Source organism: Actinacidiphila sp. bgisy144 (genome assembly GCF_057708105.1).
Genome location: NZ_JBYIRM010000009.1, coordinates 142,955 through 160,745 on the forward strand (window position 1 = coordinate 142,955; position 17,791 = coordinate 160,745).

Consider the following 17,791-nt stretch of genomic DNA (forward strand, 5'->3'; position numbering starts at 1 on the left):
TTGGTCATCCGACCGCCGCCTCCAGTTCCGCGTCGATCTTCGCCATCAGCCGCTCCTCCAGGTCGGGCAGCCCGATCTGCTGGACCAGCTCGCCGAAGAAGCCGCGCACCACCAGGCGGCGGGCGTCCTCGGTGTGGATGCCGCGGCTCATCAGGTAGAAGAGCTGCTCGTCGTCGAACCGGCCGGTCGCGGAGGCGTGTCCGGCGCCGACGATCTCGCCGGTCTCGATCTCCAGGTTCGGCACGGAGTCGACCCGGGCGCCGTCGGTGAGGACGAGGTTGCGGTTGAGCTCGTAGGTGTCGGTGCCCTCGGCCGCGGCCCGGATCAGCACGTCGCCGATCCACACCGCGTGCGCGTCCTGGCCCTGGAGCGCGCCCTTGTACGCCACGTTCGACCGGCAGTGCGGCGTGTCGTGGTCGATGAACAGGCGGTGCTCCTGGTGCTGGCCGCGGTCGGTGAAGTACAGCCCGAACAGGTCTGCCTCACCGCCGGTGGCGCCGTAGACCACCCGCGGGTGCAGCCGGACCAGGTCCCCGCCGAAGGTGACGACGACGGACTTGAAGGCGGCGTCGCGGCCGATCAGCGCGGTGTGCTGGGCGGCGTGCACCGCGGTGTCGGCCCAGTCCTGCACGGACACCACGGTGAGCTTGGCGCCGTCGCCGACCAGGAACTCGACGTTCGCCGCGAGCGTGGCGTCGCCGGTGTGGTCCAGCACCACCACCGCCTCGGCGAACGCGCCGACCTCCACGACCTGGTGGCCGTAGGAGACGCCGCCCTCGCCGTGCACGGCGATCCGGACCGGCTCGGTGAGCACGGTGTCCTTGGGGACGCTGACCACCGACGCCTTCTCGAAGGCGCTGAACGCCTGGGCAGCGACCCGGTCGACGGGCTTGCCGGCCTTGCCGATCCGCGGGTCGGTGCGGTCCACGGTCTCCACGGTGACGCCCTCGGGCGCGGTCACCTCGACGCGCAGCGAGCCGGTCGCCTCCGCGGTGCCGTCGTGCAGGCCGCGCAGCCGGGCCAGCGGCGTGAAGCGCCATTCCTCCTCGCGCCCGGTCGGCACGGGGAAGTCGGCCACGTCGTACGACGGGGCGGCGCTGACCCGGGCGTCGGCGGGCTGCTCGGTCGGCTGCCCCACCGTGATGGCACCGTCCGTGGTGCTGCCCGCAGGGGTGTTCTCGGCCATAGCTGTACTGCTGCTCCTCGTTGGATGTGCTTCGATCGGGTGCGGTGGTGCCGGGGCGGCCCGGTCAGCCGACCGCGCCCTCCATCTGCAGCTCGATCAGCCGGTTGAGCTCCAGGGCGTACTCCATCGGCAGCTCCTTGGCGATTGGCTCGACGAAGCCGCGCACGATCATCGCCATCGCCTCGAACTCGGTCATACCGCGGCTCATCAGGTAGAAGAGCTGGTCGTCGGAGACCTTGGAGACGGTCGCCTCGTGGCCCATCGACACGTCGTCCTCGCGCACGTCCACGTACGGGTACGTGTCGGAGCGGGAGACCGTGTCGACCAGCAGGGCGTCGCACAGCACGTTGGACTTCGCGCCGGTGGAGCCCTCGCCGATCTCGATCAGGCCGCGGTAGGAGGTGCGGCCGCCGCCGCGCGCCACCGACTTGGAGACGATGTTGGACGAGGTGTTCGGCGCCATGTGCACCATCTTGGCGCCGGCGTCCTGGTGCTGCCCTTCGCCGGCGAAGGCGATGGAGAGCGTCTCGCCCTTGGCGTGCTCGCCCATCAGGTAGACCGCGGGGTACTTCATGGTCACCTTGGAGCCGATGTTGCCGTCGATCCACTCCATGGTGGCGCCCTCGTAGGCGACGGCGCGCTTGGTGACCAGGTTGTAGACGTTGTTCGACCAGTTCTGGATGGTCGTGTAGCGGCAGCGGCCGCCCTTCTTGACGATGATCTCGACCACCGCGGAGTGCAGCGAGTCCGACTTGTAGATCGGCGCGGTGCAGCCCTCGACGTAGTGGACGTAGGCGTCCTCGTCGACGATGATCAGGGTCCGCTCGAACTGGCCCATGTTCTCGGTGTTGATCCGGAAGTACGCCTGGAGCGGGATCTCCACGTGCACGCCCTTCGGCACGTAGATGAAGGAGCCGCCGGACCACACCGCGGTGTTCAGCGAGGCGAACTTGTTGTCGCCGGCCGGGATGACGGTGCCGAAGTACTCCTGGAACAGCTCCGGGTGCTCCTTGAGCGCGGTGTCGGTGTCCAGGAAGATGACGCCCTGCTCCTCCAGGTCCTCGCGGATCTGGTGGTAGACGACCTCGGACTCGTACTGCGCGGCGACGCCGGCGACCAGGCGCTGCTTCTCCGCCTCGGGGATGCCGAGCTTGTCGTAGGTGTTCTTGATGTCCTCGGGCAGGTCCTCCCAGGACTCCGCCTGCTTCTCGGTGGACCGCACGAAGTACTTGATGTTGTCGAAGTCGATGCCCGTGAGGTCGCTGCCCCAGGTCGGCATGGGCTTCTTGCCGAACAGCCGCAGCCCCTTGAGCCGCATCTTCAGCATCCACTCCGGCTCGGACTTCTTCGCGGAGATGTCGCGGACGACCTCCTCCGAGAGGCCGCGCTTGGCGGCGGCGCCGGCGGTGTCGTTGTCCGCCCAGCCGTACTCGTAGGTGCCGATGCCTTCGAGCTCCGGGTGAGTGGTCTCCGTGGGAGCAGTCATGCGGGGTTCCTCCCGGACGTGCTGACTGGTGCGTGGTCGGTGCATGCAGGTGCTGCGGATGGTGCGGGTGATGCGGGTGCCGCTGGTCGTGCGGGTGGTGCGGGCGCCGGTGGCGCCGTTGGTGCGGGTGCTTCCGGTGTCTGCGCCGCCGGCTCGTCGGCGGGGGCGGCGGACCGCCCCTGCTGGGCCTGCGGGATGAACGTGGTGCACACCCCGTCGCCGTGCGCGATGGTGGCGAGCCGCTGGACGTGCGTCCCGAGCAGGCGGGAGAAGACCTCGGCCTCCGCCTCGCAGAGCTGCGGGAACTGCTCGGCGGCATGGGCCACCGGGCAGTGGTGCTGGCACAGCTGCTCTCCCCCGACGCTCCGCCCGGGGGTGCCCCCGGCCGGGCCGGGCGCGCTCCGCGCCGTTGCAGCGTACCCGTCCGCGGTCAGTGCGCGGGCCAGGGCCTGCGCCCGCTCGCCGGGCGCGGCGGCGTCGAGCAGCTTGCGGTACCGCTCGGCCTGGGCGGCGACGCGGGCCCGCGCGAACGCGGTGACCGCGGCCTCGCCCTGCTCGCCGCCGCCCGCGGACTGGGCGATCCAGCCCAGCGCGTCCGCGGCGAGCTGGTCGTAGGCCTGGTCGAAGGCGTCCCGGCCGCAGTCGGTGAGCGCGAAGACCTTCGCGGGGCGGCCGCGGCCGCGGCTGCCGTACACCCGCTGCTCGCGGGCCTCCACGATGTTCTCCGCGACGAGCGCGTCGAGGTGGCGGCGTACCGCCGCCTGGGTCAGGCCCAGCCGCTCGGCGAGGTCCGCGGCGGTGGAGGGCCCGTGGCCCAGGATGGAGCGGGCGACGCGGTTGCGGGTGCGCCGCTCACCGGTCGTCGGCTCCTCCGCCGCCCTGCGGGCAGCACCGCCTACGTTTTTCACAACGCCATTGTTGCTTAATTCGCCGGGCCCGGGCAAGCTCACCCCCGCGCACCCACGGTGGGCTACGTCACTTAGGGTGACCTCACTTCCGGGCCGCCCCCGGCCGGATTCCGCCCTGCCGCCCACCCCGCTCCCCGCCCTCCCTAGACTCGTGGCCATGCGAAACGAGCCCGCGGTCGAGGTGACCGGTCTGGTCAAGCGGTACGGCGCCAAGACCGCGGTCGACGGCCTCGACCTGACCGTCCCGCGCGGCTCGGTGACCGCGGTGCTCGGCCCCAACGGCGCCGGCAAGACCACCACCGTCGAGGTCTGCGAGGGCTACCGCCGCCCCGACGGCGGCACCGCCCGCGTCCTCGGCCTGGACCCGGTCACCCAGGGCGCCGCACTGCGCCCGCGGATCGGCGTGATGCTCCAGTCCGGCGGCGTCTACCCCGGCGCCCACGCCGAGGAGATGCTGCGGCACGCCGCGGCCCTGCACGCCGACCCGGTGGACCCGGCCCTGCTCATCGAACGCCTCGGCCTGGACACCTGCGGACGCACCGCCTACCGCCGGCTGTCCGGCGGCCAGCAGCAGCGCCTGGCCCTGGCCATGGCCGTCGTCGGCCGCCCCGAACTCGTCTTCCTCGACGAGCCCACCGCGGGCCTGGACCCCCAGGCCCGCCACGCCACCTGGGACCTGGTCCGCGAGCTGCGCGCCGACGGCGTCAGCGTGGTCCTCACCACCCACTTCATGGACGAGGCCGAGCAGCTCGCCGACCAGGTCGCGATCATCGACGCCGGCCGCACCATCGCCGCCGGCACCCCCGAGGAGCTGTGCCGCGGGGGCGCCGAGAACACCCTGCGCTTCTCCGGCCGCCCCGCCCTCAACCTCGTCTCGCTCCTCAACGCCCTGCCCCCCGACACCCGCGCCGCCGAGCTGTCCCCCGGCTCCTACCGGATCGAGGGCGGCATCGACCCGCAACTGCTGGCCACCGTCGCCTCCTGGTGCGCCCAGCACGGCGTCATGCCCGACCACCTCGCGGTCGAGCGGCGCACCCTGGAGGACGTCTTCTTGGAACTGACCGGCAGGGAACTGCGGGCATGAGGGAGCTGCGGCCATGAGCGTCACCACCGACACCCCGCACGCTACCGGGGCGGGCGCGTTCGCGCCGGCGCCCGGGGCGGCGCCGCTGGGGCGGATGATCCGGGCGCAGGCGCTGCTGGAGACGAAGATGCTGCTGCGCAACGGGGAGCAGTTGCTGCTGACCGTGGTGATCCCCGCGCTGCTGCTGGTGCTGTTCAGCTCGGTGGACATCGTGGACACCGGCCCGGGCAGGTCGGTGGACTTCCTCGCCCCGGGGGTGCTGGCGCTGGCGGTGCTGTCGACGGCGTTCACCGGGCAGGCGATCGCGACCGGCTTCGAGCGGCGGTACGGCGTGCTGAAGCGGCTGGGCGCCTCGCCGCTGCCGCGGTGGGCGCTCATGACGGCGAAGACCTGCTCGGTGCTGGTCACCGAGGCGCTCCAGGTGGTGCTGCTGGTGGTGATCGCCTTCGCGCTGGGCTGGTCCCCGCACGGCGATCCCGCGGCGGTGCTGCTGCTCCTGCTGCTGGGTACGGCCGCGTTCTCCGGGCTGGGGCTGCTCATGGCCGGCACGCTCAAGGCGGAGGCGACCCTGGCCGCCGCGAACCTGGTGTTCCTGCTGCTGCTGGTCGGCGGCGGGGTGATCGTGCCGATGGACAAGTTCTCCGGGCCGGTGCGGGACGTGCTGGAGCTGCTGCCGATCTCGGCGCTGTCGGACGGCCTGCGCGAGGTGCTCCGGCACGGCGCCGGGGTGCCCTGGTCCGACCTGGGCATCCTCGCGGTCTGGTCGGTGCTGGGCCTGGCGGCGGCGGGGCGCTGGTTCCGCTGGGAGTGAGCGGGCGCGCCATGGCGTGCCGGGGAGAGAGGGGCACGGCATGACGGAGCGGGCGGAACCACCCGGCGGCGGCGCGGGCGATGAGGGCGAAGGCGCGGGCAGGGACGCGGATTCCTCGGCGTGGGCGCCGTTGCGCCTGCCGACCTACCGCACCTTGTGGTGCGCCCAGCTGGGCTCGAACGTCGGCACCTGGATGCAGACCGTCGGCGCGCAGTGGATGCTCGTCCACCAGCCGAACGCCCCGACGCTGACCTCGCTGGTGCAGGCGGCCTCGCTGCTGCCGGTGCTGTTCCTGTCGCTTCCCGCGGGTGTCCTCGCCGACGTGCTGGACCGCCGACGGCTGCTGATCGCCCTGTCCGTGGCGATGGCGGCCGTGAGCACCGCGCTCGCGGTCCTCACCGCGGCCGGGCTGACCACGCCCACCGTGCTGATCGCCCTGGTGTTCCTGATGGGGTGCGGCAGCGCGTTGAGCGGCCCGGGCTGGCAGGCGATCCAGCCCGAACTGGTGCCGCGCGCGCAGATCCCGGCCGCGGCGGCACTGGGCAGCCTCAACGTCAACCTCGCGCGCGCGGTCGGCCCGGCCCTGGCCGGTGTGCTGGTCGCCGCGACCGGCACGGACGTCGTGTTCGGCATCAATGCCGCCTCGTTCCTGGGGGTGGTGGCCGCGCTGGCGGTCTGGCACCGCGCGACGGCTCCCGCCGGGGGCGCCCCGGAGCGGATGCGCCCGGCGCTGTCCGCGGGCACCCGCTACGTCCGCAACGCGCCCGGTGTGCGGCGCGTGCTGCTGCGGGCCGCCCTGTTCGTGCTGCCGGCCTCCGCGCTGTGGGGCCTGCTGCCGGTGGTGTCCTCGCAGCGGCTGCACCAGGGCGCGGGCGGGTACGGGCTGCTGCTGGGTGCGCTGGGCGTGGGCGCGATCGCGGGGGCGGTGACCGTCAAGCGGGTTCGTGCGGCGCTGGACCGCAATGTGCTGCTCGCGCTGAGCAGTGCCGCGTTCGCGGCGGGCAGTGCCGTGGCGGCGCTGGTCACGCAGCCGGCCGTGGTGGCGCTGGTGCTGGTCATGACGGGCGCCGGGTGGCTGTACGCGTTGTCCACGCTCAACACGACACTCCAACTCGCCCTGCCGTCCTGGGTACGGGCCCGGGGGCTCGCGGTCTATCTGATGGTCTTCATGGGCGGCCAGGGCGTCGGCTCCCTGGTGTGGGGTCTGGTCGCGAACGCGACGAGCACCCGCGCCGCGCTGCTGGCCGCCACCGCGCTCCTGCTGCTGACCGCGGCCTCGCTGGCGGTGTGGCCGATGCACGCCCGCACCGGCACCTTCGACCGGGATGTCGTCGCGCCCTGGCCGGAGCCGATGCTCGCGTTCGACCGCACCGCCGACGACGCGGCCGACGGCCCTGTGCTGGTCGAGGTCACCTACGAGGTCCCGGTCGAGCGCCTGCCGGAGTTCCGTGCGGCCATGGCCGCCCTCGCCGTCTCCCGCCGCCGCACCGGCGCCTCGCACTGGTCGCTGTACCGGGACGCCGAGCAGCCCACCACCTGGGTGGAGGCGTTCCAGGTCCCCTCCTGGCAGGAGCACCTGCGCCAGCACGAGTCCCGCCTGACCGCGTACGACGCCGAACTGGCGGCCCGCGCCGGCGCGCTGTCCACCACCGGGCCCAGGGTCCGCCACCTGATCGCCCCAGTTGGCCGGGCCGGGGGCGCGGGCCCGCACCAGGCCGGCCGCGGCGGTCGACACGAGGGCGGACCCCCATGACGACGACCGTTGCGATCACGTATTGATCGCTTCCGGTCGGCTTAAGCAGGCCCTACCGGTCGGATAGGGTCGCGATCGCCGAGGAAGAGGGGGGCGACGTGGTCAAGCCGGAAGCGTACGGGAGAGCCGCTGCCGCGGCCGGGCTGGGGGAAGTAGTCGCCGTGCACCCGCGGTACCGGCCGGTGACGCTGGCGATGCAGGCGTGGTTCGGCGGTGCGGCGCTGGGCATCGGCATGGGCGCCGGTGTGGCGGCCGGCACGTGGTGGCCCCTGGCAGTGGCCGTCGCCGCGGCGATCGCGGCGGGGATCGCGTACGGGCGCCTGGCGCCGGTACAGGGCCTGCAAGCAGTGCTGGTGTGCCAGGGCGGCCTGCTCCTCGCCGGCCAGGTCGGGCCCGACCGCGCCGTGTCGTGGGACGACGTCCGGGCCACCGAGTACACCCCGGAGGGCTACCGGGACGAGCGGCTGGGCGCAGCCCAGACCCGGACCACCCGTACGTACGAGCGCGGCCTGATCTGGGTGGAGGGGGCCGCCGTGCCGATCACGCTGCTCCAGGTGCGGCGGATGGCCCGGCTGATCGAGGAGATCGACCACCGGCTCGTGCCGGCCCTCCAGGTCGATCTGGAGGAGGCGCTGCACGCCGAGGGGAGCGTACGGCTGGACCGGGGACAACTCGCCATCACCCGAACCGGGCTGGTCCACGCCCCCGCGCACGGGCAGGGCGGAGAGTATGCGTGGCCGCAGGTGCGGTCGGTGAAGGCGTCCGGCCACGGCGAACTGGAGATCAAGGTGACGGGCCGGCCGCCCATCAGGCTCCGGCTGCTCAACGCCCGGGCGGTCGTGGAGTTCATCGACGAGCTCCGCTCGGCCCCTGGCGGCAGCTAGGGCCTGGTGTCCTGCCCCGTGAGGTCGATGACGACCTTGCCGTGGACGTGGCGGGCGGCCTGGAGTTCGACCGCGGCGCGGATCTGCTCGACCGGGAAGGTGGCCGCGAGGGGCACCCGGAGCTCGCCGGAGGCGACCAGGCGGGCGATCTCCTCCAGGGCGCCCGGGGCGGCGTCGGCCCCGTTCGCGGGGGTGATGCCGTCGACCTGCGCGGCGATGGTGGTGATGCGCGCGTCGGGAACGCCCAGTTCGCGCGCCGCCTGCACGACCTCGGTCCCGTAGAGGTCGACGGCTGCGGTGATGCCGCCGGGCGCCATGGCGCGCAGCCGGTCGGCCAGGCCCTCGCCGTAGGCGACCGGCTCGGCGCCAAGGCCGCGCAGGGCGTCAGCCGACGCCGCCGACCCCGTACCGATCACCCGTGCGCCCGCGCGGCGGGCGAGTTGGACGGCGAACACGCCGACCCCGCCGCCCGCGCCGCCGACGAGCAGCGTGTCGTCCGGGCCGGGCTCGACGACGGCGAGGGCCGCGGCGGCCGTGCAGCCCGCGATGGTGAGGGTGGCGGCGGTACGGTCGTCGACGCCGTCGGGGGTGCGGTGCGCGTCGCCGCCCACCGCGATGGCCCCCGCCGCGTCCACCACGATGTGGTCGGCGATCGCGCGGGACATGGCACCGCCGAACACCCGGTCGCCGACGGCGAACCCGCGTACGCCCTCGCCGACCTGGTCCACCACCCCGGCGTAGTCGGTGCCGAACCCGCACGGCAGGCTCAGGCCGAACCGGGCGGCGGTGTCCGCGTCGGAGGTCATGAACCAGTCCATCGGGTTCAGTCCGGCCGCGGTGACGCGCACCCGCAGCTGCCCCGGGCCCGCCTGCGGCGCGGGCACCTCGCGGAGGGTCAGCCGCTCGGGGCCGCCGAACGACTCCAGCCGGACCGCCCTGCTCGCGGTCGCCGGTGAGGGGGTGCTCGGTTGTTCCATGCTCAGGGGTCTCCTTCGACTGTGACGGCGCGCGGGGACACAGGTAAACGGACTACGATCCGTTTACCTTCCATCGCACCGTAGCACACAACCGGAGCGTGATCCGTTTTGCCGACACCGCCAGAGACCCGCGAGCCCCGCGCGGACGCGGCCCGCAACCGCGCCCAGCTCCTCGACGTGGCCACCCGCGTCTTCGCCTCCGCCGACACCGACGCCGAACCGTCGATGCGCGCGATCGCCCGCGAGGCCGGGGTCGGCATCGCCACGCTCTACCGGCACTTCCCCACCCGCGAGTCCCTCGTCGACGCGGTCTACCGCGACCAGGTCGCCCGGCTCACCGACGGCGCCCGCGAACTCCTCGCCACCCTCACCCCACCCGAGGCGCTGCGCCGCTGGATGGACCTGTTCGGGGAGTGGATCGCGACCAAGAACGGCATGCTCGACACGCTGCTCGCCATGATCGAGTCCGGCGAGATCTCCCACGCCCGCACCCGCACCGAACTGCTCGCGGCCATCGACGAGATCCTCGACGCGGGCCGCGCCACCGGCGACCTGCGCACCGACGTCACCGCCGAGGACATCGCCGCCGCCCTCATCGGCATCTTCACCGTGGCCCATCCCCCGACCCACCCCACCCGAGCAGCCCGCCTCCTCGACATCCTCACCCACGGCCTCCGCCCCACCCCCTGACGGACCGAACCAACCCGCGCCGCTCCGTGTCCGCAGGCCGCTCCCGCGTCATGCTGTCCGGACAGGACGAGGACGGGAGGCACGCCGGTCGGATCGCTCAGGGCGCGGATGACGGGAGGCAGTTCGCGAAGGTGGCGAAGTCGCGGGGCTGGGCGGCGGGGAGGGTGAGGAAGGCGGCCGGGGGGTGGGAGGCGAGGCGGCACATGTCGTAGCGGACGCAGGGGGGCGGGGTGGCGGGCGGGGTGGTGCGGTACTGGTGGGTGCCGACGAGCTGGCAGGAGTCGTAGCGGACGAGCGGCCCGGCGTCGGTGAGGGTGTAGCGGTGGGCGCGCAGGGCATCGGAGAAGGACCGGTACGCGTGCGCGGTGTCGTCGCAGTCGTTGAAGTGCACGGTGCCGCGGTTCCAGGCGCAGTCGATGACGACCACCGCGTCGTCGCGCAGCTCGAAGCGGATGTCCTCGGCGTGGAAGCGCTGCACCCCGTCGAAGTGGGCGGGGCGCGGGAAGCGGAAGAAGGCGCTCTCGTAGCCGTAGTCGGGGTGCGGGGTGGGGCGGCGGCCGGTGACGATGTAGCTGCCGGAGCGGCAGGTCACGGAGCCGCCGTAGGGGAACTCCAGGAAGTTGCCCCACTCGTAGGTGACGTTCATGTCGGTGAACCAGTAGTTGAGGAACTGGTCCTGCTGCTTCACGTCGGTCGAGTGCAGCGACATCCCGGCGTACAGGAACGCCTTGCGGTAGGCGCCGCCGACCCGGCACGCCTCCCACCGCATCTCGGAGTTGGTGTTGCTCCCGTCGAGCGCGACGCCGTACTCCCACTCCCCCATCCACTCGCACTGCGAGAAGCGGTAGTTGGCCGCGCCGCCGGTGGAGTAGGAGTAGAAGAAGGAGGCGCCCGGGGTGCCGGAGGTGAAGCGCAGGCCCTCGAACGAGATGTTCTGCCAGGTGTCGTTGTTGCGGCACAGGTAGCTGCCGCCGTCGGGCCCTTCGACGGTCGGGGGCGCGAAGACGATCTCGCTGATCCGCAGCCCGGCGCCCACGTAGCGCAGCCCGTTCCTGCGGTGGGAGGGCGAGTCGGCGGCGAGCAGCGCGCCGGGCCGGGTGACCCGGTACCGGCCGGGCGGCACCAGGATCACGGTGCGGCCGGTCCCGCCGGCGGCCCGCTTCTCGGCGTACGCGTAGGCCGCCTCGAACGCGGCGCTGTCGTCGGTGGTGCCGTCGCCCTTGGCGCCGAAGTCGGCCACCACGTCGGCGTACCCGGGGTGCTCCCGGGAGGCCGCCCCGGCCGCGGGCGCGTCCCACGCCCCGCTCGCCCAGGCCGCCGTGCCGGTCCCGGCCAGTGCCGCCGCCGCGCCCCCGTACAGCAGCCGCCTGCGGTTGACGGTGTCACGGTGCTCCCCGGCCATCCGGGCCCCCTCCCCCATCGGTCCCACCCACGATGCTAGGGGTACAAGGCCCGGCTTGCGGGGCTTTTCCCGGGATGTACGGCCCACCCCGCACCCCTCGTGAATCCGTGCACAAAGGGTGCGCCTACCATGGCTGCGTGCCGAAGCTGCCCGACATCGTGCGAAACCCGCTCGCCTTCATCGCCGCCCGGTGGACGCCCCGCCCCGCACTGGTGCGCCGCGCCGTGCTCGCGGCGCTGGTGATGTCCGTGGTGATCGTGATCACCGGTGGCGCGGTCCGGGTCACGGCCTCCGGCCTGGGCTGCCCGACCTGGCCGACGTGCAGCGGCGACAGCCTGCTCGGCACCCGCGAGATGGGCGTCCACCACGCCATCGAGATCAGCAACCGCATGCTGACGTACGTGCTGTGCGCCACCGTCGGCTGGGCGATCATCGCGATCCGCGCGCAGGCACCGCTGCGGCGCGGCCCGTACCGGCTGGCGTGGGCCCAGTTCTGGGTGGTCGTCTTCAACGCCGTGTGGGGCGGGCTGACGGTGCTCACCAAGCTCAACCCGTACGTCGTCTCCTTGCACTTCCTGCTGTCCGCGGCCCTGATCACCGTGGCGGCGCTCACCTGGCTGCGCATGCGCGAGGGCGACGCCTCGCCCCGCCCGCTGGTCGGCAAGCCGGTACGGCAGCTCGGGCAGCTGCTCACCGCCGCCTCTGCGGTCCTCATCGTGGTCGGCACCCTGGTCAGCGGGGCCGGCCCGCACCCCGGGGAGTCCAGCGGCGCGTACAAGGTGCGGCGGATCGACGTGGACTGGAAGACGATCGCGCAGCTGCACGCGGACTTCGCGTGGGTGGTGGTCGGCCTGACCGTCGCCCTGTGGTTCGTGCTGCGCGCCGTCGACGCGCCGGTCGGCCCGCAGCACCGCGTCCGCGACCTGTTCCTGGTGCTGATGGGGCAGGGCGTCATCGGCTACGTCCAGTACTTCACGCACCTGCCGGCGGCCCTGGTGGACCTGCACATGTTCGGGGCGTGCCTGGTGTGGATCGCGGTCCTGCGGGTGCTGCTCTCCTTCCGCGAACGCCCCTTCGCCGAGCCCGGCGAGACGGTGCCCGCGGCCGCGCAGGCGCCGAAGTCGGCGGCGTCCGGCATCTCGGCGTGACCGGGGGCGGCAGTTCGGCGTGACCGCGCCCGGCATCGCGGCGTGACCGCACCCGGCAAATTCGGCCTGACCGGGGCGCCCCGCCCGGCGGCCCCTCACCCGAACGGGAACAGCCGCCGCGCGTTGCCCGCCGTCACCAGGGACGCCACATGGCAGCCGTCCGCGGCCGACCACTCCCCCGAGGCGACCCGCACCGCCACCGCCCGCCCCAGCTCCGCCAGGAACCCCTTCGCCGCCGTCACGGCCAGCTCCGGCAGCCCGCCCGCGCCGCTCGCGTAGAGCACCTTGCCGAAGGGGGTCCGCCCGAGCACCGCGGCCGGGTCCCGGCCGATGCCCACGTAGACGTGCGGGAGTTCGGCCGCGAGATCGGCGGCCGCCGCCTCATGGGGCCCGCCCGGCAGCAGGACGACCTCGGTACCCAGCCCCGCGGTGGCCCGCAGGAACTGCCCGGCGGCCGACGGCCCGCGCCCGCCGGCTCCGTACCGCAGCAGCAGCGGCAGCCCGGTCGCCACGGCGTGCCACCGGATGTGCCGCAGCAGCACCGGGTGGTCGGGCCGGGCCCCCACCGTACGGGCGGACAGCCACGCCACCGCCGCCTGCCGCACCTCCGCCGGCCCGGGCGGCCCTGCGTCCGCGCCGCCCGCGTCGGACCCGGAGGGACCGGCGGGCCCGTCCCCGCAGCAGGAGAAGCCCGCCGCGCCGACCGCGGCGCCGTGCACCGCCTCCGCGAGGTTCGCCAGGAACGCGCCTACCGTGCCGGAGGTGTCCGCGACCTGCTGGGCGAGCGGTTCGAGCCGCACCGTCTCCCGTACGGGCACGCCCGCGGCCGCCGCGAGGTCCTTCGGCGAGGTCAGCTCCGCGCACTCCCCGGTGTCCAGGACGTACGCCGCGATCCCGGCGCCGCGCAGCAGCCGCCGCGTCGCCTCGTAGGCGCCCAACTCGCGGCGCCGGGCGAGGTAGCGGGCCGGCGGACAGTGGGCCTCCAGCCCCAGCAGGGGCGGGCACCAGCGGCGCAGCGCGAAACCGGTGGGGCTGTCGAAGAGCGTGGTGCCCGGGGCGGCGGCACCCGGCAGCCGCGCCTCGAAGGAGCCGAGGCCCAGATCGCCCGGGTACACCCCGTGGCAGTGCGCGTCCACCAGGTGTGCCTGCGCCGCGCCGGCCATCGCCCGCACCCCGTCCCGTCCGACGTCCACGGCCCCGACCAGGCCCCGGCCCCCGCACGCGCCGCCACCGGGGCGGCCCGCACAGGGCCTAACGACCTGGGGGGTGATAGGGAGCGGACCCGTCGGACGGGCAGACCACGGGCCCGGAGCGCCGCCGGACGGCGGAACACCCTGGGACAACCCGGCTCAGGGCCGTACGGGCAGGGGCGCCGTCAGCCGCCCGCGCGCCCGCCGAGCTGGATGCCTGCCATCCGGGACCACTCGTACGGCCCTGTCCGCACCTTCGCGGCCAGCTCCCCGTCGAACGCCTCGTGGACGGTCGCCCCCGACGCGTCCACGGCCCGCCGCGCCAGCTCGTACTCCGGCGCGACCAGGTCGCCCCACGCGCCGTCCTCGCCCACCAGCACGATGCGGGCACCGCGCTCGCCGAGGTACGCGACCTGCGCCTGTGTGCCGCCGTGGGCCCGCCCGAACGCCTGGATCTCCCTGGTCAGCCGCCGCACGCGCCGCTCGGCCCGGGGGTCGTTGTCCACCTTGCTCTCAGCCATGCCCCCACCCTACTTACCGGTAACCCGGGTGCGGAAGGAGCCGGAAGGAGCGAGGCCCGGCGGGGATCGGCCAAGGGGTCCGATCCCCGCCGGGCGGAACGGCCGGGCGAAGGTTCCGCCGAACCATCGACCGTCCGGGGTCTGTCAGGCGCGCCGACTCAGCCCAGGCCCACCGAGAACACGTGCAGGTTCCCGTTGACCGGCAGCGTCACGCTCGCCACCTGCTTGCCGTCCGGCACCGCGAACGGCGTGGTGGCGAAGACGTACGCGGGCGCGCCGTCGCCACCGGACTGGTTGCGGTGGTCGGTGGTGGCCACCACGGTGTTCCCCAGCACCGGCGTCGAGCCGCCGCCGGGCTTGACCCAGTCGCCGAAGGACAGGTCGGCCTGCGCCGTGCTGCCGTCGGTGAACGTCACCTGGGCGGTGGCCTGCTGGTCCCCGTTGGTCGCCGAGCCCACGAACAGCAGGCTGGTGGCGTCCTTGGCGCTGTCCCCGAGCCGGATGGTCTGGCCGTCGGCAACCGCGTTGTCCGGGCGCCCCACCGGCGCGTCGGGCCACACGAACGACGTCCCCGCCACCTGCACCCGGGCGCCGCCCTCCAGACCGGCCGCGGCCAGCGCCTCACGGGAGTAGCTGCTGCCGCTGCCGTCGAGGTCCCCGGCGGCGTGGTCGCTGTCCGGCGTGGTGCCCACGTTGTCGTAGTCCGCGGCCAGGCTGTCCTTCGCCGCCACCAGCACGATCGCGCTGAGCTGCACCGGATCGGCCCCGGCGCCCTTGCCGCGTACGGTCAGCGGCACCTCGTAGTAGCCGTCCGCGGTGCCCGCGGCCGCCGTGACCGCCAGTTTCACGGTGCCGGTGCCGGTCTTCCGGTCCAGCGCGACGGAGGTGGCGGCGGGGGTGACGCTCAGGCCCTTGGGCGGCGAGGCGCTGACCGAAAGGGTGCCCTGGTGTCCGGCCAGCCGCTGCACGTGGACGGTCAGGTCCGCGGCGGACCCGCCGGCCGCCACCACCGACTGGTTCGGGGTCGCGGTGGCGAGGAAGTCGCGCTCGCCGGTGCGGTAGGAGGGCGAGGCGTCGCCCGACGAGGCGGCCCAGTGCGTGTCGGGGGTGGTGGACAGGGTGAAGTCCAGCCGCCCGCCGCTGAAGACCACTGACGACGGCAGGTAGGTGCGCTCCCAGGAGTGCCCGTCGAGCGTGAGGTTACGGACGTAAGGCGCGTCGTCCGCCGCCTGGGGCGCGCGGATGTCCAGGTCCTTGGCCTTGCCCGGCAGGTCCAGCACCACGCGCTGGAACATCGGGCTGTGCACGGTGAGGTCGGCCGTGCCCGGTGTCGCGGGGTACAGGCCGAGCGCCGCCCACACGTACCAGGAGGACTGCGCCCCCAGGTCGTCGTTGCCGGGCTCGCCGTCGGGCGTCGGGCTGAAGAGCGTGGTGGCGATCTCCCGCACCGTCTTCTGCGTCTTCCACGGCTGGCCGACCTGGTTGTAGACCCACGGCACACCGAAGTCGATCTCGTTGCCGGCCCACATGTAGGGCGCGTTGGGGCCCACGTTGAGCTGGGAGAAGAAGGTGTCGAGGCGGTCGGCGGCCGCGCTCTGGCCGCCCATCGAGGCGATCAGGCCCGCCATGTCCTGCGGGACCAGCCAGTTGTACTGGGCGGCGTTGCCCTCGTCGTAGCCCTCTTGGCCGAACTGGCCGTCCGAGGGGGTCTGGAAGCCGGTCTCGTCCGGGAAGCGGCCGTCTTCGCCGCGCGGTTCGAGGTAGCCGCTCGCCGGGTCGAGGATGTTCTGCCAGTTCTGGCCGCGCCGGGTGAAGGTCTTCGCCACGGTGTTCTGCCCGGCGGCCTTGGCGAGTTGCGCGATCGAGAAGTCGTCGATCGCCCACTCCAGGGTCTCCGAGGCGCCGACGTGCCCGTGATCGCCCTTGGCGGCGTCGTCGTTGGGCGCGTAGCCGCGCGCGACGTACTCCTGGACGCCGGGCCGCTCCTGGTAGGCGCCCGGGGTGGAGTCCACCGTGGTCGCGCCCTTGACCAGGTACTTCAGCGCCGTCTTCAGGTCGAAGTCGCGCGCCCCGTACGCGTACAGGTTCGCGATCAGCGGCACCGAGTTGTCGCCGGTCATCTGGCCGGTGTACGCGTTCGCCAGCGGCCAGCGCGGCCACCAGCCGCCCTGCTCCGCGTCGTTGACCAGCGACTGGGCCATGTCACTGGCCTGCTGCGGGAAGAGCATCGCCTGCAGGGGCGCCAGCGAGCGGTAGGTGTCCCAGTCGGAGAAGTTCGTGTACTGGGCGTGGCCCTTGGCCAGGGTGCGCACCTTGCCGTCGAAGCCGATGTAGCGGCCGTCGGCGTCGTTGAAGGTGTTCGGGTGCATCAGCGAGTGGTAGAGCGCGGTGTAGAAGGTCTTCAGCTCGTCGGTGTCCTTGCCCGCGACCCGCACCTTGCCCAGCATCTGCGACCACGCGTCTCGGGTCTGCCGGTGCAGCGCGTCCAGGTCCCAGCCGGGCACCTCCGCGGCCATGTTGGCCTCCGCGCCGGCCACCGACACGTACGACATCGAGACCTTGGCCCGCACCGTGCGGCTGCCGCCGTCGCCGAAGGTCAGGTAGGCACCGGCACCGGCGGCGCTGGCCGAGTCGCCGCCCGCGGTCACCGTCTTGCCGTCCCAGGTGCCGTGCGCGGTGAAGGGCTGGTCGAAGGTGATCGCGTAGTAGACGGTGTACTCGTTGCCCTTGCCGCAGAAGTCGCCGGTGGTCGCCGAACCGGTGACCTCGCGGTCGCCGACCACCTGCACGTCCGCGCTCTTGTCGCCGTTGAGGCTGCCGCCTGCCTTGACCAGCAGCTGCGCGGCTGCGGAGCCCGCGGGGAAGGTGAAGGCCGCCAGGCCGGTCCGGGTCGACGCGGTCAGCTCGGCGCGCACGCCCGACGCGTCGAGGTTCACCGCGTAGTAGCCGGGCTCGGCCGTCTCGCCGGTGTGCGTGAAGTGCTCCGTGAGGTTCCACGGCGCGCTGCCGACGCTGCCGGTGATCGGCAGGATCGGCACGTCGCCGAAGGCCCGGCAGCCGACGGAGGCGTGGTCCAGGCTGAAGCCGCGGATCTGGTCGTCGTGGTACTGGTAGCCGGCGTACGAGCCGGAGGTGTCCGGCGAGAACTGCATCATCCCGAACGGCGTGGACGGCCCGGGGAAGTCGTTGATCTCGCCGACGGTGGAACCGCCGCGTCCGGTGCCGATGAGCGGGTCCACATAGCTCGCCGGATCGGACACCAGCGTGGACGCCGAGGCGGATGACAACGTTGTCTGATTGTTGGACAACGTTGTCACATTCGCCGAAGCCGTACCTGCGGCCACGAGCGTCGCCACCGCAGCGAGTGCTGCCGCGAACGTGCCACGCAGCATGCGCGGTCTTCTCACACGTACCTCCCCAAAGGGCTCCCCGATGAGACCAGCACATCTTGGGGGCTGGCGACGCGCAAAGCAACAGTCCTGCCGGGACCGGCAGGTGAAGCCTCGTCAGCGTCCTGGGATGCCGCCGCGCGGGGGCGCCGGTGGGGGCGGCGCCCGCCGGCGCGATCCGTGGACGGTCGCCGAGGGCCCGCTCACCGGGGTGGCGCACCGCGAACGCCGTCGCGGCGTCCCCCAGGAGCTCTTCGGGTCCCTCGGCCCACCCCGGGCCGGGCGCCCGGCACCGGGACCTCGGCTGCGGGGCACGGGGAGGCCCCCGCCGGGACCGGGCCAAAGCTCCGGGGGCCTACCGG

General features: G+C 73.5%; 14 protein-coding genes. 6 read left to right on the forward strand and 8 right to left on the reverse strand.

The window, feature by feature from the left end; all coding sequences use genetic code 11:
• Nucleotides 1-4 precede the first annotated feature (4 nt).
• The 3 genes from sufD to AC3EVP_RS13465 all read right to left on the reverse strand — a co-directional run bounded on the left by sufD (nt 5) and on the right by AC3EVP_RS13465 (nt 3,580).
• Nucleotides 5-1,186, reverse strand: coding sequence for a Fe-S cluster assembly protein SufD (gene sufD / locus AC3EVP_RS13455; RefSeq protein ID WP_335973453.1), 1,182 nt, complete (start codon nt 1,184-1,186; stop codon nt 5-7).
• 64 nt (nt 1,187-1,250) lie between these two features.
• Entirely contained in the window at nt 1,251-2,672 is a 1,422-nt protein-coding gene (gene sufB, locus AC3EVP_RS13460) for a Fe-S cluster assembly protein SufB (RefSeq protein ID WP_335973457.1), read from the reverse strand.
• Nucleotides 2,669-3,580, reverse strand: a complete 912-nt coding sequence (locus AC3EVP_RS13465) for a helix-turn-helix transcriptional regulator (RefSeq protein WP_435129682.1) — start codon at nt 3,578-3,580, stop codon at nt 2,669-2,671. The genes sufB and AC3EVP_RS13465 overlap by 4 nt, the downstream gene beginning before the upstream one ends.
• Before the next feature lie 157 nt (nt 3,581-3,737).
• On the opposite strand from AC3EVP_RS13465, the gene AC3EVP_RS13470 reads away from it, so the two are divergent.
• From AC3EVP_RS13470 to AC3EVP_RS13485, 4 genes are all read left to right on the forward strand, one after another.
• Nucleotides 3,738-4,664, forward strand: coding sequence for an ABC transporter ATP-binding protein (locus AC3EVP_RS13470; RefSeq protein ID WP_335973465.1), 927 nt, complete (start codon nt 3,738-3,740; stop codon nt 4,662-4,664).
• 13 nt (nt 4,665-4,677) lie between these two features.
• Nucleotides 4,678-5,475 carry an ABC transporter permease gene (locus tag AC3EVP_RS13475; protein ID WP_335973467.1) on the forward strand — a complete coding sequence of 266 codons (798 nt, stop codon included), beginning with the start codon at nt 4,678-4,680 and terminating at the stop codon, nt 5,473-5,475.
• Nucleotides 5,476-5,515: 40 nt separating this feature from the next.
• Nucleotides 5,516-7,228 carry an MFS transporter gene (locus AC3EVP_RS13480; RefSeq protein ID WP_435129687.1) on the forward strand — a complete coding sequence of 571 codons (1,713 nt, stop codon included), beginning with the start codon at nt 5,516-5,518 and terminating at the stop codon, nt 7,226-7,228.
• A gap of 98 nt (nt 7,229-7,326) precedes the next feature.
• A complete protein-coding gene (locus AC3EVP_RS13485; RefSeq protein ID WP_435129690.1) occupies nt 7,327-8,112 on the forward strand; it encodes a hypothetical protein in 786 nt (261 codons plus the stop codon).
• On the opposite strand, the gene AC3EVP_RS13490 is transcribed toward AC3EVP_RS13485, so the two are convergent.
• Complete coding sequence (locus AC3EVP_RS13490) at nt 8,109-9,089, reverse strand: NADP-dependent oxidoreductase (protein ID WP_435129693.1); 981 nt, start codon at nt 9,087-9,089, stop codon at nt 8,109-8,111. The genes AC3EVP_RS13485 and AC3EVP_RS13490 overlap by 4 nt on opposite strands.
• Before the next feature lie 108 nt (nt 9,090-9,197).
• On the opposite strand from AC3EVP_RS13490, the gene AC3EVP_RS13495 reads away from it, so the two are divergent.
• Entirely contained in the window at nt 9,198-9,779 is a 582-nt protein-coding gene (locus AC3EVP_RS13495; protein ID WP_435129696.1) for a TetR/AcrR family transcriptional regulator, read from the forward strand.
• 97 nt (nt 9,780-9,876) lie between these two features.
• Here AC3EVP_RS13495 and AC3EVP_RS13500 read toward each other — a convergent pair whose 3' ends face one another.
• Nucleotides 9,877-11,181, reverse strand: a complete 1,305-nt coding sequence (locus AC3EVP_RS13500) for a glycosyl hydrolase family 28-related protein (RefSeq protein ID WP_435129699.1) — start codon at nt 11,179-11,181, stop codon at nt 9,877-9,879.
• Nucleotides 11,182-11,255: 74 nt separating this feature from the next.
• Between AC3EVP_RS13500 and AC3EVP_RS13505 the strand changes: the two genes are divergently transcribed.
• A complete protein-coding gene (locus AC3EVP_RS13505) occupies nt 11,256-12,329 on the forward strand; it encodes a COX15/CtaA family protein (RefSeq protein ID WP_435129702.1) in 1,074 nt (357 codons plus the stop codon).
• Between the two features lie 95 nt (nt 12,330-12,424).
• Here the strand turns inward: AC3EVP_RS13505 and AC3EVP_RS13510 are convergent, their stop codons facing one another.
• From AC3EVP_RS13510 to AC3EVP_RS13520, 3 genes are all read right to left on the reverse strand, one after another.
• Complete coding sequence (locus AC3EVP_RS13510; protein ID WP_435129811.1) at nt 12,425-13,492, reverse strand: amidohydrolase; 1,068 nt, start codon at nt 13,490-13,492, stop codon at nt 12,425-12,427.
• Nucleotides 13,493-13,704: 212 nt separating this feature from the next.
• Nucleotides 13,705-14,040 carry a hypothetical protein gene (locus AC3EVP_RS13515; RefSeq protein WP_335973489.1) on the reverse strand — a complete coding sequence of 112 codons (336 nt, stop codon included), beginning with the start codon at nt 14,038-14,040 and terminating at the stop codon, nt 13,705-13,707.
• Between the two features lie 158 nt (nt 14,041-14,198).
• Entirely contained in the window at nt 14,199-17,327 is a 3,129-nt protein-coding gene (locus AC3EVP_RS13520; protein WP_435129705.1) for a GH92 family glycosyl hydrolase, read from the reverse strand.
• Nucleotides 17,328-17,791 lie beyond the last annotated feature (464 nt).

Bases quoted from the DNA above. Each gene is read 5' to 3' on its own strand.
- AC3EVP_RS13515 (WP_335973489.1), bottom strand. From the start codon at position 14,040: ATGGCTGAGAGCAAGGTGGACAACGACCCCCGGGCCGAGCGGCGCGTG.
- sufD (WP_335973453.1), bottom strand. From the start codon at position 1,186: ATGGCCGAGAACACCCCTGCGGGCAGCACCACGGACGGTGCCATCACG.
- AC3EVP_RS13470 (WP_335973465.1), top strand. From the start codon at position 3,738: ATGCGAAACGAGCCCGCGGTCGAGGTGACCGGTCTGGTCAAGCGGTAC.
- AC3EVP_RS13475 (WP_335973467.1), top strand. From the start codon at position 4,678: ATGAGCGTCACCACCGACACCCCGCACGCTACCGGGGCGGGCGCGTTC.
- AC3EVP_RS13500 (WP_435129699.1), bottom strand. From the start codon at position 11,181: ATGGCCGGGGAGCACCGTGACACCGTCAACCGCAGGCGGCTGCTGTAC.
- AC3EVP_RS13510 (WP_435129811.1), bottom strand. From the start codon at position 13,492: ATGGCCGGCGCGGCGCAGGCACACCTGGTGGACGCGCACTGCCACGGG.
- sufB (WP_335973457.1), bottom strand. From the start codon at position 2,672: ATGACTGCTCCCACGGAGACCACTCACCCGGAGCTCGAAGGCATCGGC.
- AC3EVP_RS13505 (WP_435129702.1), top strand. From the start codon at position 11,256: ATGTACGGCCCACCCCGCACCCCTCGTGAATCCGTGCACAAAGGGTGC.
- AC3EVP_RS13490 (WP_435129693.1), bottom strand. From the start codon at position 9,089: ATGGAACAACCGAGCACCCCCTCACCGGCGACCGCGAGCAGGGCGGTC.
- AC3EVP_RS13480 (WP_435129687.1), top strand. From the start codon at position 5,516: ATGACGGAGCGGGCGGAACCACCCGGCGGCGGCGCGGGCGATGAGGGC.